Here is a 12649-nt window from a genome sequence, read left to right on the forward strand (position 1 = left end):
CCCGAACCGACAGCCACGCAAGGCGATCGTTCGCCACCCACAGCGCCGACGTCGCCCGCAGGTCCGCAAGCCGTTGCTGGACCGCGCTGACGCTGTCGAACGGCAAGGCCAGTTTTACGGACAGACGACGCGAAAAGCCGCGCTCGACGACCGTCGTCACGCCATAGTCGTCGGTCACCCGTCGGCTGAAGTCCGTGATGCCGATCGTCGGGGTCGCCTCGGTCTCGCCGAGTTCAACCGATGTGCCGTTGTCGAGAACTACCCTCATGCCGCCACCACTGTAGAGATGGCATCACCACCGCTCTGCGACGTGACGTCGTCTAGCTTCTTCGCCATGCGTGCTGTGTTTCCTGCCGTCGCGGCGTGACCCGCATTGTTGTCCGCACGCAGTTGGGCGATCTCCGCTCGCAGCTGCGCGACCGGATCACTGGCGTCGTTCGCAGCCGTCGGGGCCGGAACCGTCGCCTTCGCCGACACTGCCGCTGCAGCGACGGTCCCGCCACTGGCGAGCGGGTTGCCCTTGGCAATCGCGGCAATCACCGCACTGGTCTGTTCAAGGCTTGCTGCCGTCTGCGTCTGAACCCGATCAAGTTCTTGCCGGCTGGTGGCGTTGTCACCCGCGACTTTCAGAAGCGCCTGACTGAGACCAGGCAGCAACTTGGCGGCATCCTGATCACCGCTGCGCGCCTTGGTTGTGGCCGCATTGAACTCGCTCATTGCCATAGCAAAGCTCGTGCCGCCCGAGCCGTCCGAGATTCCTCGGATACGCTTGATCTCGGCATCGAGGCTGTCGCCAACGCTCGACCACGCATTACTCAGTTGCTTCGCCGCGTCGGCCGCTGCCTGCGCATCCTGAATCGCCCAGACCTGTTGCTGAAGCGCGCGATTGCTGACGTCGATCTTCGCGAGGTCCAGCGCCCGGATCGCTGCCGTGTCGCCGTTGAGTTCGAGCATCTTGCGTTCCAGGTCCTGCCGCTCGGCGAGAATGTCGGCCGCGCTCTTCGCGCCATCCATCGCCGTCTTCAGATCGGCGAAGGCGGGCGCGAGTTGCAGCAGCGTGGCGTAGGTCGATTGTCCGGCCGCGGTGGTCAGGTTCTGTGCTTCGACCAGCTGGCGGAAGCCGGCGAGGGTGGCGGGCATCGCCATCCCGAGGCTGTCGAACACCTCGGCGAAATGAGCCGTCTTCGCCGCCGCCTGCTCTTCCTTCGAGTAGAAGGTCTGGAAATAGGCGTCCGCCGCGCTGCTGAAGTCGCTGACGCTGTCGAACTGGTCAGCCAGTCCAAGCTTGGCATCGAGCCCCAGGCCCCGTGCAGAGCCGCCCAGCAGGTCGAGCGAGGCGCTTACCGCCTCGACCGTCGAGGCGACGCGCACGAGGGTCTCGAACGCGCCTTCACCGACCTTCTGGAACCGCTCGAAGCCGGGGAAGGCCGCGAGCGCCATCTTGTCGGCCGCGGCACCGAATACAGCGGACAGCTTCTCCTGAATCTCCTCGCCGGTGAGGCCCTGAAGGTCGATCTTGCCGATATCGACGATGAAGCCGCTCAATCGGCGCTGGATCTCTGTGGTCGACTCGCCGAGCGGTCCGGCTGCCGCAGCAATGGCGCTGTTGAAGTTTTTCAGGATCAGCGTGAACTGGTTCTCGAGCCCGGCATCCGCGCCCGAATATTGGGTGGAATACTTCTTGCTGGTCGTGATGCCGAAGAGCTTTTTCTTCTTCTCGACGTCCGAATAGTACGATGCGTCGAAGCCACCGTTGAGGATGGAGTCGAGCGACTGCGGACCGGCCGACAGGCCACTCCCGACGACCTTCGTCTTGGTGCCGAACAGCGACGCGAGCGCACCGCCGAACACGGGGACGATGGCCTTCAGCACGGACCCGACCGCATTTGTCTTGAAGCCTTCGCCTACGCCGCCCGACGCATTCACGTCGCCCGCGCGCACGATCAGCGACGCGACGCCGCCAATCTGGCTGTCGATCGACCGCAGCAGGCCCGCCATCTCGCGCGATGACGTCAGCATGAGCGTGTCGACGTTCTTCAGATCGTCGATCGCGCGCTTGATGCTTTCCGACTTGGCTTCGGAGTCGCCCAGGACAGTGCCCATGCCCTCGTTCGCCTTCGGCAAGGTGTTCTTGCCGCCACTGAAGCCGCCAGCAACCGCCACGCCCGCGCCGATCAACGCGGCTGCCGTGGCGGCCATGGCTGCGATGTTGGCAGGGAAGGGGAGCTTCGACTGGCTGGCGACACCTTCGGCGCCAGCAGCCGCCGCGCGCGCGCCGCTGTTCGTGATCGAGGTGATCGTCTCAATGGCATCTTGCGCGATCGAGCGCACCGACATGGCGAACTCGACAGCACGGAACACCTTCTCTGCCGTGGCGAGCGCCTTGTAGCCGCTCGACCCCTCCTTGAAGAACCCCTTCGCAGCGGAGGTCATGTCGCCATATAGGCCGATCTGCGCGGTCGCGTTCTTGGTAGCGAATAGACCGTTCTCGCGCTTGATGGACGCGTCACGTTGCTCGGCATTCGTGTTTTGTTTCAGCTTGATCAGCGTCTGTTCGTGCGCCGCACCAAGCCTTTCCTGCTGCGCCGCGAATGATGCGTATAACGAGACCGTGTCGCCAAGCGCGCGGCCGACCTCGCCAAAGGCGTCAGCCATTCCGCGCGCAGCGTTCGAAACGTTGTTAGCGATCACATCGAGCAGATCGCCCTGATAGGTCAGGCTATCGTTCAGCGCGTCGGTTTGCAGCTTCAACTGAAACTGCCCATCGGCGATGTCGGCCTGCGTTTTGACCCAGGCAGCAGCATCGGGGCCGGTCCAGTTGCTGCGGCCCGCTTCCTGTTCGGCCTGCTTGGTAGCCAACGCGCGGGTACGCGCAGCGTCAGTGGCACCGATCAGGCCCAATTCTTCGCGCAGCAATGCAAGCTGATCGTTGCTGGTCGCCTGTGCAGTCTGAAGCTGGGCCTTGCGCTGTGCGTCCGTCAGTCGTTCGCGCGCGGCACGCTGGCCGTCCAGGGCCTTGGTAGCCTCCCCGACTGCGAAGGCGCCTTCCTTGCCCTTGAGCGTCTGCGCGGCTTCCAGCGCTGCTAGGAGTGGCAGGTCGGCCATACGGTCGCGCATCAGGTCGGCTGCTTGCTGAGCCGGGATGATGCCAGCCGCAACCTCAGCGTTGACCTGCTCCTGAAGCATGGCCTCGTCCCGCATGGCCGCGGCCCCCTGCGCAGCCGTCTTCACGCGTTCGGCAATGGCGAGGCGAATCTGGCGCGCGACATACTCTTCGATGTCAGCACGCTTCCGGATCGCTGCGCTTTCCGCTTTTACGCGCGCTTCGGCGATCAGCGCCGCGGCACCGGAGACACCATAGGCGTCCGCCAACTTGTAGAGGTTGCGGATCTGCGCTTCGGTCGCCTCTGCCTCACGTGCCAGCGATGCAGCGTGCTGATCGGTTTTGGGCTTGGGGGGAGTGTTGAAACCGATCGTCTTCGCGTTGCGCTCCCGAGCGTTCTTGATCGCTTCGGTCTGCACGCGACCGCCCAGCTTCGTCAGATACTTGTCCGCGATGTCGTATTGCGCGCCGAATGTCTTTTCGAGCAGCTTCGGGTCACCCTGACCGATCAGCATCTTGCCGATACCGAGCAAGCCGCCCTTTTCAACCTGCCCAAGATACGCCTTCGTGCCAGCAACACCTGCGTAGGCCGCTGCCATGCTAATCCTCATGTAAGAGGTGATGTCATCGAGGACGTCTTTGACGTCTTTGCCCATCGCCTTCATATCGCCAACGAACGACGCAGCGATGTCCTTGCCAACGACGCTGAACAGCGCACTGGACGTGTCTGCCCAGGTGATCGTCGCGTCCTTGAGCTTGTAGAGTTCTTCCTTAGTAGCGTTGGCGCCGCCGGTGATCTTGCCTAGACCGCCGGTCAACTGCTCATTCTTGACGCCTTCGTTGACCCACCGGTTGAAGAGCGCGAACCCTGCTCCGATGGCTGCGAGACCGATCAACAGCGGCGAGAAGCGAAGAGCGAGACCTGCGAGCTCCTTACCGAAACCGCGCAACCCACCTTGGGCCATCATGCCCACCTGGACGATCTGGAAGCCCTGTTGGATGAAGACGGTCATCGGCTTTTGTCCGGTGAGCAGGCCTTGGGTGATATCGGGCAGCTGGAGCGCGACTGTCTGGAGCGCGAAGCTGTTCTTCCGTGCAGCCACGGCCATCCCGTCATGGCGCTGGGTCGTCACCGCGGCGCGATCGGCGAGCATGCCTTCGGCGCGAGCCAGTTCTTCGGCCGAGGCACCCGCAGCGGTCATCACCCGGCGCGCTTCCGCCAATTCACGGTTCAGCCGCTCTTGCGCGGCTGCGGCCGGGTCGATCATTGCACGAAGGCGGGAGAGCGTTGCCGCATCCTTTTCGGCAGCAGCGTCCTGCTCACGCATCGCCGCTGTGCCGCGCCGCGCCGCCGCTTCGAACTGGTCATACGCAAACGTCGCGGACCGCAGAGCCTGTTCCTGCTGCGCTGCCGACGCGGCCACCTTGCGGCCGGCCTCTTCTTCAGCTTCAGCAACCGAGTCTGCCGCGAATTTACGTTGGCGGGCAGCGGCGAGCAGACGATCGGCGACGTCCGTATTGCCTTGCTGGTTCGCAGCGAGTGCAATGGCCTCAATCTTGGCCGCGCGCATTTCTTCCTTGGTTTTGCCCAGAGCCATGGCTTCACGCTCAAGCGTCCGGATCAATGCCTCACCGGCATTAGCGGTTAGCGTCTTCTCACGCGCAAGCGCACGAGCCTCTCGCGTGGCTGCAGCACCGGTTACGCCGATAGCGGCAGCTAGGCCGCCGACACCCGACGCGACCGTTTCCGCCGTTTGCTTGACGGACGATAGCTCGCCTTTCGCCGCGGCGCTGAACGCTGCAACCTCCCGCGTGGCGCCACCCAGTTTCATCATGCCGCCAGTCGCGACCTCGACCTTGCGCATCTCGTCCAGCACCTTGATCGTGCCAGCATCGAAGAACTGGTAGAACCGCGTGAGCTCGCTGAAGGCACCTTGGGTGTCGATCGCGAAGCCCGCGGAAAGCATACCGTCGTCTTCTTCCATGATGCGTTCCTCCTTTCGGCTTGCTACGGTGGCCACTCAGCGGGAGCGACGGCGTGGAAATACTGATACTTTTTCTGATCGCGTTCGCCGTGATGTGCGCGGTCATCGCCGCCAACAAAGGTCGATCGATTATTCTCTGGACCCTGTTGGGGTTCGGCTTCGGCCCATTGGCACTAATCATTATCGCCGTGCTTTCACGAGACGAAAGCAAAGCGGCACGAGCGGGACTACAGTCAGGTCTGATGCGACGATGCCCGTACTGCGCCGAAACGGTGCGGACAGAAGCTACCAAGTGCAAACACTGTGGCTCGCAGCTTCCTCCGGCACCGAAACGCGACATTTGGGGTCGGGAACGACCCTAACCCAACAGTGCATCAAGGATCGCGACTTCAGTTGCCTTCTCAGCTTCGGTAACCATCCCACGCCATGGCGACGGACAGGTTTCTTCTTCACTGATCCTGCTCTGACCGACATAGGCCTGCGAAAGCGCCCGGATGACACGGGCCTCCCAGGGCGATAGTCGGATGCAGGTATTTGCCTGCCACGCTGAAATCTCGGTCCAACTAAGGGGAGTGGCTGACATTCCGTTCGAGCCGACCATGCCGATCTCGGTCCAGCGCTCTATCAGGTGAGGCAACGGCAGTGGCGGCATCTGGGTCGGGACACGATCCCGCTTCAGCGTGTCGAGCCGTGATAGCGCGGTTGCGGGATTAAAGCCCTTCGCGCGCGGGGAGTCTGCCGGCGGGCGCGGCGTGGCATTCAGCCACGCCAGCCGTTGCGCATAGAGGATTAGGGCGCGGCTGGTGCGCCCTTGAAGTTTCCCCAGTCGGCCAGCGCCTTACTCACCTGGTTGGCAATGAACCCGAGGCTCCGGTTGCCATACACCGCTAGGGAGAGGGCACGGCCGGTCTTGTCGCCGAGGGTCAGGTTTTCGAACTCGACGGTAGCATCGGCGAGGTCTTCCGCCGTCTGCGCGAGACGCTCTTCCGCGGTCATCGCGGTCCGCTTGCCATCGTTGTCGTCGAGCCGCTTTAGGACGCGCTGCGTTTGCTTGGTTTCGATCTGCGCATAGGCCTCGCTGCCAGGGCTGTGCAGAATGGCGCGAACTGGCCGCCTATCAGGACCGGTGCCGCTATACATGAGAACGCCACTTGCATCCTTGAGATGAAGCGGTGCGGTGTCGGCGATTGCCTGCGTGAGAATGTCCATGGTGTATTACCTCGCGGGTATGATGGGTGCACCAACCTACCCCGCACCCGCGACAGCGAGAGCAGGTTGGTGCGTAGGAAAGCCAGCGTCGCGGGCGCCGGAACTGTGGATCAGGCCGGCGCGGGTTCCTTGAACACCTCCGTGTTGATCTCGATCGCGGGCGCGGCCGTGATGATCGAGTTGGCAGCGCCGATTGTCTCCGGGAAGCCGAACACGCGGGCCTGGAAGAACCGTAGGGAGCCGTCCGGCTTGGTGACGCGGACTGCGCACTGGTCGGTGTTCTTTGGCGCAGAGAAAGTCTGGATGAGGGCCTGACCGGCATCGGCGTCATCGACCTTCATGGTCGGGCTCAGCTGACCGTAGTTGGTCGGACCCTTATACTTCTCGACCGGACCATCGAGCGGCGTGAACGTGACGACCTCGGTCGCCGCGCCAAAGCCGCCGATCGTTTCGATCCCGCCGACGGTCGTGTAGGTCAGTGCCTTGAAGGCCGCGGTGGTCTGGGCGGCGGGGGTGCCCGCGGAAATGGCGAGTTTCGAACCCGCCGCAGTCGTGGAACTCATGATGGTATTCTCCAATCAGCGTGCCGGCATTGCCGGCGGGTCAGTCCTGTCGCGGGCAGGAAAGAGGATTAACCGAGGGTCGCGTCGAGCGCGGCCTTTTCGGCTTCAGCGGGCGATGCGGGCTTCTCCGTCGAGGCAAGGCCGCCAGCGACGTAGTTGACGATCTCGCCATCGGTCGCATCAATGATCTCGTTGCCACGCTCGAAGAAACGGGTGGTGCCCGCATCCTTAAAATCGCGGGTGGCGTAGAAGGGCTTCTTAGTGTCGGTCTTGTTCGCCATGATCGTTCTCCTTCAGGCGGGGGCGTCGTAAGTGACGTAGAAATCTTGGTTCCGTTCGAAGCTGTTGCCGGGGCCATTCAGTTCGGGGCCTGCGCCAGCAGTCAGCACGGATATGTTGCGCGCATCGTCCATGGCTTCGATCACAAGCCCAGCGCGACCGGCGGAGCGCAGCAGCGCCATGATCGTCTTGCGATCCCGGTAACTGGCGGCCCGCACCGTGACCGAGATCCGCTCGGTTGTTCGAACCATAGCTTCCAGCGCTAGCGACTGCCGATCGACGATGCTGAGCGACCGGACCAGCAGAACAGGCAGCGCTTCATCATCGGCTAGACGGCTGCCCTTGATCGCGGATGGCACAACTTCCTTAGTCAGCGCGGCGTTGTCGCGGAGCAACTTGCCGAGCATCTCGCCTCCGCTCATTCGTCATTCCCGTCTGTGACTGGCCCGGAGCGACGCACGCGAGCATTGATGTGGTCCTGGGCAGCCGCGATGGCGTCGCGACCCTTGATGTCCCGCGCCGGCCGCAACCAAGGCTGTTCGCGTGCGCCGGGGTGATAAACGGTCGTGCCGACCGGCTTACCGTTGATGACGAGCGTGCTCCCCGGACCCGACTGCCCGTTCTTCGCAGCGCTTTCATCGAGCCGGTTGATGCGGGCAGCGGTACGGCCCTCAGCAAAGTTGGGATCGACGCTGATGAAATGGGCGCTTGTGCCGTATTCCAGCCAAGTGCCCAGAGCACGCGGCCAACCTTCCTTGACCGTGATCCGGACCGTGATCCTGTCGTCCTGCTCCTTGGTCCGGCCAACCACGACTCCCTCGCGGACGGCATCAGATGCGACCCGCTCCTTGGCGTCCGTTGCGATCACGTTAGCGCCGGCACGGGCGGCGCCGCGCAGGATCTTCCTGATCTTTTCCGGCACCTGCTCGCGACGCCGCTGCTCGGCTTCACGTCCCTTTAGGACGGGCATCTAAGCGCCGTTACCGGCGGGACTGTACTCCTCGACCATGAACTCAAGCCCATCACGACGGCCTAGTTCGGCAGGTCCGGCGACGATCTGCATGATCCGGTTCGCAACGACGAAACGCATGCTGGACGTGACATCGGAACGATACCGCATGCGGACGCGCGAGGGGCGAGAGGCGACGTTGATGCCGTCCGCCAATCGCTCGCCGCGGCTTGGTAACGCATCCTCTACGTTCGCCCAGACCGTAGCGACATCGACCCATTGTCCAGAACCGGCACCATCAAACGAATCGTCAGGAACTGGACGCTGGATCAATACTCGGCGATCCAGCTTGCGTGCATCGAGCTTCATCAGCCGATCACCGGTGTGCGATACTGCGCGTCGAGCAGTAGCGTTACGGTGGCGGGCACGTCATCGATCGACCCGCCGTCGAACAAGTGCTTCATCAGCAGCAGAGCCGCAATCTGAAGGGCAGGGGCTTCCGTCGCGACGTCGTCGTATCCCGCCTCAAACGTCACCTGCACCGCGCTGCCGCGATCAGCCGTTACCGGCCATGTCGCCCCGACCGCGGGCAACAGCTGCGTGCCTACGACACGCCACAGGCCATCGCCGCTAGTGAGAGCGTCGGCCTGATCGAAATAGGCCAGCGATACGACGCTGCGCACGGGATCGCGGGGCAGCCGCATGACGTCCTCGAACCCGTCGAAGGTCGCTACCCATCGACGCCGCATAAGCGAGTGGGCTGTGTGGCCCTCCACCCAGCCCAATGCCGTTAGCCGGAACGCAGCGAGCAACAGCATCTGATCGGCACCCGGCTTGACGTACTGGTCGACCAGCGCGTCCGGGAGAAGCGCCGGCCCATTGAGAGGGGCGGCAGGCTTGATCGTGACCACCGCCCCGCCTCCTTACTTGGCCTTCGACGTCTTGGTCGTCGTCGCACCGTCCCCGGCCGGCTTGGTAGCGGCCGCGAGCAGGCCCTCCAGTTCGACGATCCGCGCGGCGCCCGTGTCCAGCTGCTCGCGAGTCGCCTGATATTCGAGGACGAGCCCGTCATGCTGGCTACGCGCTTCCTTCAGATCCGACAGCGCCTGGTCACGCTCCTCGGTGAGCTTGGCCCGCTCCTCGGTGAACGCGGTATCCGCCGCATGGAAAGCGTCGTTTCCAGCCTCGATTAGGCCCTTCAGCCGCTCGATCTCGGTTGTGCTGCCGGCCCGGTATTCTTCAAACTCACCGCGCGACGACGCGAGATCGCCGCGCAACTGCTCGAACTCGACACCGCCGAGCGTCGTGCTTTCCGGCTGACCGGAGAGCAACGCCTCGTTACCGGGGCCACTCGTTGCACGCTGCGGCGCATCGAGACCAATGACCTCGCCGCCACGACCAGTGTCGGAGAAGCGGCGGTCGGTCGTGACGATGACGACGGCCTTGCGCTCGATCGGCTGGTAGTCCTGGTCGACGATTTTACCGTCATGGACGAAGCCGGCGACGCCGAGGCGAACGAAGTACAGTTCGCTTTCGGTAGAACGCTCGACCTTGTCGCCGTCCTTGAACGACTCAGGCGGGAGCGCCTTCGTCACATAGTCCTGAATGAACTCGATCATTGTTTCGCTCCTCAGCTGATCGCGGTTGCGGTGGTGCCAAGCTGGTTGGCGCTGCCGGCGCCGTAGCGCGCGTCAAAGCCGGTCAGCGAGGCGGACAGGAAGGTCGCGGCACCGCCGACCGTCACGGACACGCGGACGAACCGGAAGCTCCCGTTCTTGTCGAGGTCCTCCTGCCGGACGTTGATGCTCGCCTGTCGATTGTCACCGCCCGCCTTGGCGATCTGCACGATGGCGAGGCCGGTAACGGCTTTGACGTTCGCGCCATTCGCATCGGTTGCCTGCTCGATCCTCGCATCCACCGTGCCGGCCGCGCCGATGACACCGATGTTGAGCGAGGCGAGCAGCGCGTAGAAGCTGCGCATGTCGACGAAGTTCGACGTGACGACGCCCGGCGCGGCCTGCTGCGCGGGGATAACGCCCGCGACAGCGACGCGGGCGGATGGGTCCAGGTTGCCCTGCATTTTCAGTCTCCAAAGCTACCGGCCGGACGATCCGACCGGTCCCGCGCCGGGCGCGGGTCCGGTGTCGAGAATCAGGCGCGCTCGGCGAGCGCCACGAAGTGCGACTTGCTGTTGCCGCCGTTCGCGGGCTGCACGGGCTTCGACAGCACCGGCTGACCGCCGATGCGGAACACCCAGCGGAATGCGCGGATGTTGTAATCGAAGTAGAGGTGGATCGAGTCCGCGAAGCTGACGCCGTTCTGCTTGCGGAAGGCCTCGTATCCGTTCGGGTTCACGAACTGGATATCGCCATACTGCCCGACCGAGCGGCTATGCTCGTTGAACACGACGGGACGGCCAAGCAGGACACCGCCGGGGCTTTCCTGATAGTTGCCGAACCACAGCGGCAGGCCGGCGCTGTTCTTCATGTCCATCAACGTCGGCATGACGTCGCTGTTCACGAGCCAGCTGGCCTGACTGGGCATGATCATGCGCGCCCACATACGCGCGACGTTCGATGCGCTGATCGTGGCCGCGGTCTGGCCCTGATCCTTCGCAACCGCGATCGTAGCGGGCGAGTTCATCCAGCCGAGCGGCTTTTCAATGCCGTCGCCGAACATGAAGGCGTCGGCGGCCTTCCACCGGATTGCAGCCGCTGCGTGGTTGGTCAGCAGCGTGGCGATGCGAGGCGCATCCTCAAGCAACTCTTCGGTCGCCAGCACGAATGCGTAAAGCTCGTTGAGCTTCGTCTCGCGCGGCACGAGCGACATACGGCTCGGCTGCATCTGCTCGCCTTCGGAGCGCCACGACGCGACAATCCCGGAATTGCCCCACGGGGTCGTCTCGTCGCCCAGGCCGACGACGCGGTTCGAGGCGGTCGGATCGGGATCGATGAGATCCATGATCGGATCGTTACCCTGGTCGAAGACGAGGTTGACGATCTGCTGACGGAACTCCGCCGGCACGAGGTAGCTACCCGCCGCATCGCCCTGCTCCATGTGGACGTTGCCCGGCGCGGCCAAGCGATCATCCATGCGGAAGCTCTGGCCGGCTGCAGGGTTGGCGCAGCGTACGGCATGGGCGAATTCAGCGAGATTGGCGAAACCGGCGTTCTCCGGCGTGGCCGTGAACGTAATGCGCGATTGACGCTGTTCCTGCTGCCCGCCACCACCTGTCGCCCCGGTGTTCCCGGTCGGGACACCGCCGATCGCCGATGCTGCGGTGATCGCCGTCTGGGCACGCTCGATACGCTTCGTCAGACCGGCCAGCTGAGCCATTTCCGTGTCATGCGCGGTCTGCTCTTCGGCGGTAAGGTCGCGGTTCTCGCCTTCAGCCGTGCTCAGACGGGTCTGAATGCCGCCGGAGATTCGCTGGGCTTCGGTTCGCAGGACGGCAATGTTAACCGCACCGCCGCCCGTCGGGTGTCCGTTCGGGTCTCGCATATAGCGGCCGTGACGGCGTTCCGTAGCCGTCATGGCACCAAGGGAGGCGACCGTGGAACCGGCCGCCAGAAGCATGAACTTCCGCATATCTGTCATCCTCTGGCCCGCAGGCCCTGTGTCGGGCGCGCACGCCCACGACGGGCGACGCCGATTGGCGCCGCCCTGCTCAACCCCAAAAGGGGATCTTCAAATCGCTCGCGCGAGATCCATGGCCGCTGCCTGCCGTCGCATCAGCGACAGCCGGGCGCGGCCGGTGTTGTATTTGGCGACGACATCGCGAAGCGTGCTGATCCCGTCGATCGCGCCGTTCGCCAGCGCGCGCGGCGCCGAGAACGTCTTGCCGGTGCCGTGGACGGCAGCGACGTCGCTTGGCTTCATGCCGCGACCGCGCGCGATGGCCGCGGCGAAGGCAACGTTCGATTCCTCGACCCCCGCTTCAAGGTCCGCACGGTGGTCATCATCGAGTGGCGCATGGCTATGACCCGCGATTTTGTCGGGATGCGAGCCGATCAGCGTGGTCTTCATGCCAATCTTGTCTTCGAACCCGGACATGTCGACATGGCCCGACCGCACGCCGACAGAGCCGACCTCGCCTGAAGGCGTGCAGTGGAACGCGCTGCACTGTGTTGCGAGCCAGTAGGCAGCGGAGAAGCAATACGGATCGGCAACGGCAATGATGGGCTTGGCATCGCGTGCTTCGAAAATCGCGTCGCCTGCCTCCGAGCAGCCCCAGACGTAACCGCCCGGCGATCGGAACGCGAGGACGATCGCGCCGATCTTGCTGTCTGCGGCAGCCTCGCGCACGCGGTCGGCGATCGTGTCGTAATAGGTCGACCCGCCCAGGCCGCGCGGTGCCAGCATGCCGGTGATAGGCATGATGAACGTCGAGCCCTCGCGGATCGGATCGGCAGGCTTCGCAGCCTGTTGACCGCTGAGCGATCCGGCGAACACCCGCAGCGCGTCAGGCAGCAGGGCCTCGACGCCGCTCTGCTTGAGCGCCGCGGCGAGAAAAGTCGGGTGCATCGCCCAAAGGGCCGACGACGCCATGAGATGATCCATC

At 64.0% G+C, this 12649-nt stretch carries 14 protein-coding genes; 1 reads left to right on the forward strand and 13 read right to left on the reverse strand.

What is annotated here, in order from left to right; translation table 11 throughout:
* Positions 1 to 264: 264 nt before the first annotated feature.
* Positions 265 to 5124 carry a hypothetical protein gene (locus U1707_RS14260; RefSeq protein ID WP_332800732.1) on the reverse strand — a complete coding sequence of 1620 codons (4860 nt, stop codon included), beginning with the start codon at positions 5122 to 5124 and terminating at the stop codon, positions 265 to 267.
* A gap of 206 nt (positions 5125 to 5330) precedes the next feature.
* On the opposite strand from U1707_RS14260, the gene U1707_RS19040 reads away from it, so the two are divergent.
* Positions 5331 to 5450 (forward strand): zinc ribbon domain-containing protein, encoded by a 120-nt coding sequence (locus U1707_RS19040; RefSeq protein ID WP_443025711.1) that lies wholly within the window; start codon positions 5331 to 5333, stop codon positions 5448 to 5450.
* Here the strand turns inward: U1707_RS19040 and U1707_RS19045 are convergent.
* From U1707_RS19045 to U1707_RS14315, 12 genes are all read right to left on the reverse strand, one after another.
* Complete coding sequence (locus U1707_RS19045) at positions 5447 to 5740, reverse strand: phage tail assembly chaperone (RefSeq protein ID WP_443025703.1); 294 nt, start codon at positions 5738 to 5740, stop codon at positions 5447 to 5449. The genes U1707_RS19040 and U1707_RS19045 overlap by 4 nt on opposite strands.
* Positions 5741 to 5877: 137 nt before the next feature.
* Positions 5878 to 6297 carry a hypothetical protein gene (locus U1707_RS14265; protein WP_332800733.1) on the reverse strand — a complete coding sequence of 140 codons (420 nt, stop codon included), beginning with the start codon at positions 6295 to 6297 and terminating at the stop codon, positions 5878 to 5880.
* Between the two features lie 110 nt (positions 6298 to 6407).
* Entirely contained in the window at positions 6408 to 6860 is a 453-nt protein-coding gene (locus U1707_RS14270) for a hypothetical protein (RefSeq protein WP_332800734.1), read from the reverse strand.
* Between the two features lie 68 nt (positions 6861 to 6928).
* Positions 6929 to 7141 carry a hypothetical protein gene (locus U1707_RS14275; protein ID WP_332800735.1) on the reverse strand — a complete coding sequence of 71 codons (213 nt, stop codon included), beginning with the start codon at positions 7139 to 7141 and terminating at the stop codon, positions 6929 to 6931.
* Positions 7142 to 7153: 12 nt separating this feature from the next.
* A complete protein-coding gene (locus tag U1707_RS14280) occupies positions 7154 to 7561 on the reverse strand; it encodes a hypothetical protein (protein WP_332800736.1) in 408 nt (135 codons plus the stop codon).
* Positions 7558 to 8109, reverse strand: a complete 552-nt coding sequence (locus U1707_RS14285) for an HK97 gp10 family phage protein (protein ID WP_332800737.1) — start codon at positions 8107 to 8109, stop codon at positions 7558 to 7560. The genes U1707_RS14280 and U1707_RS14285 overlap by 4 nt, the downstream gene beginning before the upstream one ends.
* A complete protein-coding gene (locus U1707_RS14290) occupies positions 8110 to 8457 on the reverse strand; it encodes a phage head closure protein (protein ID WP_332800738.1) in 348 nt (115 codons plus the stop codon).
* On the reverse strand, positions 8457 to 8999 hold the full coding sequence (locus U1707_RS14295; protein ID WP_332800739.1) for a hypothetical protein: 543 nt from the start codon (positions 8997 to 8999) through the stop codon (positions 8457 to 8459). The genes U1707_RS14290 and U1707_RS14295 overlap by 1 nt, the downstream gene beginning before the upstream one ends.
* A gap of 12 nt (positions 9000 to 9011) precedes the next feature.
* Positions 9012 to 9707, reverse strand: coding sequence for a hypothetical protein (locus U1707_RS14300; RefSeq protein WP_332800740.1), 696 nt, complete (start codon positions 9705 to 9707; stop codon positions 9012 to 9014).
* A gap of 11 nt (positions 9708 to 9718) precedes the next feature.
* A complete protein-coding gene (locus U1707_RS14305) occupies positions 9719 to 10168 on the reverse strand; it encodes a hypothetical protein (protein ID WP_332800741.1) in 450 nt (149 codons plus the stop codon).
* Positions 10169 to 10239: 71 nt separating this feature from the next.
* Positions 10240 to 11676: a phage major capsid protein gene (locus U1707_RS14310; RefSeq protein WP_332800742.1), complete on the reverse strand. Its 1437-nt coding sequence runs from the start codon at positions 11674 to 11676 to the stop codon at positions 10240 to 10242.
* Between the two features lie 99 nt (positions 11677 to 11775).
* Positions 11776 to 12648 carry a S49 family peptidase gene (locus U1707_RS14315; RefSeq protein WP_332800743.1) on the reverse strand — a complete coding sequence of 291 codons (873 nt, stop codon included), beginning with the start codon at positions 12646 to 12648 and terminating at the stop codon, positions 11776 to 11778.
* Position 12649: the final 1 nt, after the last annotated feature.

The organism is Sphingomonas sandaracina, assembly GCF_036663695.1.
GTDB lineage: Bacteria > Pseudomonadota > Alphaproteobacteria > Sphingomonadales > Sphingomonadaceae > Sphingomonas.

What these genes read in the sequence shown, in the direction of transcription:
- U1707_RS19040 (WP_443025711.1), top strand. Translation starts at nt 5,331, where the DNA reads ATGCGACGATGCCCGTACTGCGCCGAAACGGTGCGGACAGAAGCTACC.
- U1707_RS19045 (WP_443025703.1), bottom strand. Translation starts at nt 5,740, where the DNA reads ATGCCGCCACTGCCGTTGCCTCACCTGATAGAGCGCTGGACCGAGATC.
- U1707_RS14265 (WP_332800733.1), bottom strand. Translation starts at nt 6,297, where the DNA reads ATGGACATTCTCACGCAGGCAATCGCCGACACCGCACCGCTTCATCTC.
- U1707_RS14270 (WP_332800734.1), bottom strand. Translation starts at nt 6,860, where the DNA reads ATGAGTTCCACGACTGCGGCGGGTTCGAAACTCGCCATTTCCGCGGGC.
- U1707_RS14275 (WP_332800735.1), bottom strand. Translation starts at nt 7,141, where the DNA reads ATGGCGAACAAGACCGACACTAAGAAGCCCTTCTACGCCACCCGCGAT.
- U1707_RS14280 (WP_332800736.1), bottom strand. Translation starts at nt 7,561, where the DNA reads ATGAGCGGAGGCGAGATGCTCGGCAAGTTGCTCCGCGACAACGCCGCG.
- U1707_RS14285 (WP_332800737.1), bottom strand. Translation starts at nt 8,109, where the DNA reads ATGCCCGTCCTAAAGGGACGTGAAGCCGAGCAGCGGCGTCGCGAGCAG.
- U1707_RS14290 (WP_332800738.1), bottom strand. Translation starts at nt 8,457, where the DNA reads ATGAAGCTCGATGCACGCAAGCTGGATCGCCGAGTATTGATCCAGCGT.
- U1707_RS14300 (WP_332800740.1), bottom strand. Translation starts at nt 9,707, where the DNA reads ATGATCGAGTTCATTCAGGACTATGTGACGAAGGCGCTCCCGCCTGAG.
- U1707_RS14305 (WP_332800741.1), bottom strand. Translation starts at nt 10,168, where the DNA reads ATGCAGGGCAACCTGGACCCATCCGCCCGCGTCGCTGTCGCGGGCGTT.
- U1707_RS14310 (WP_332800742.1), bottom strand. Translation starts at nt 11,676, where the DNA reads ATGCGGAAGTTCATGCTTCTGGCGGCCGGTTCCACGGTCGCCTCCCTT.
- U1707_RS14315 (WP_332800743.1), bottom strand. Translation starts at nt 12,648, where the DNA reads ATGGATCATCTCATGGCGTCGTCGGCCCTTTGGGCGATGCACCCGACT.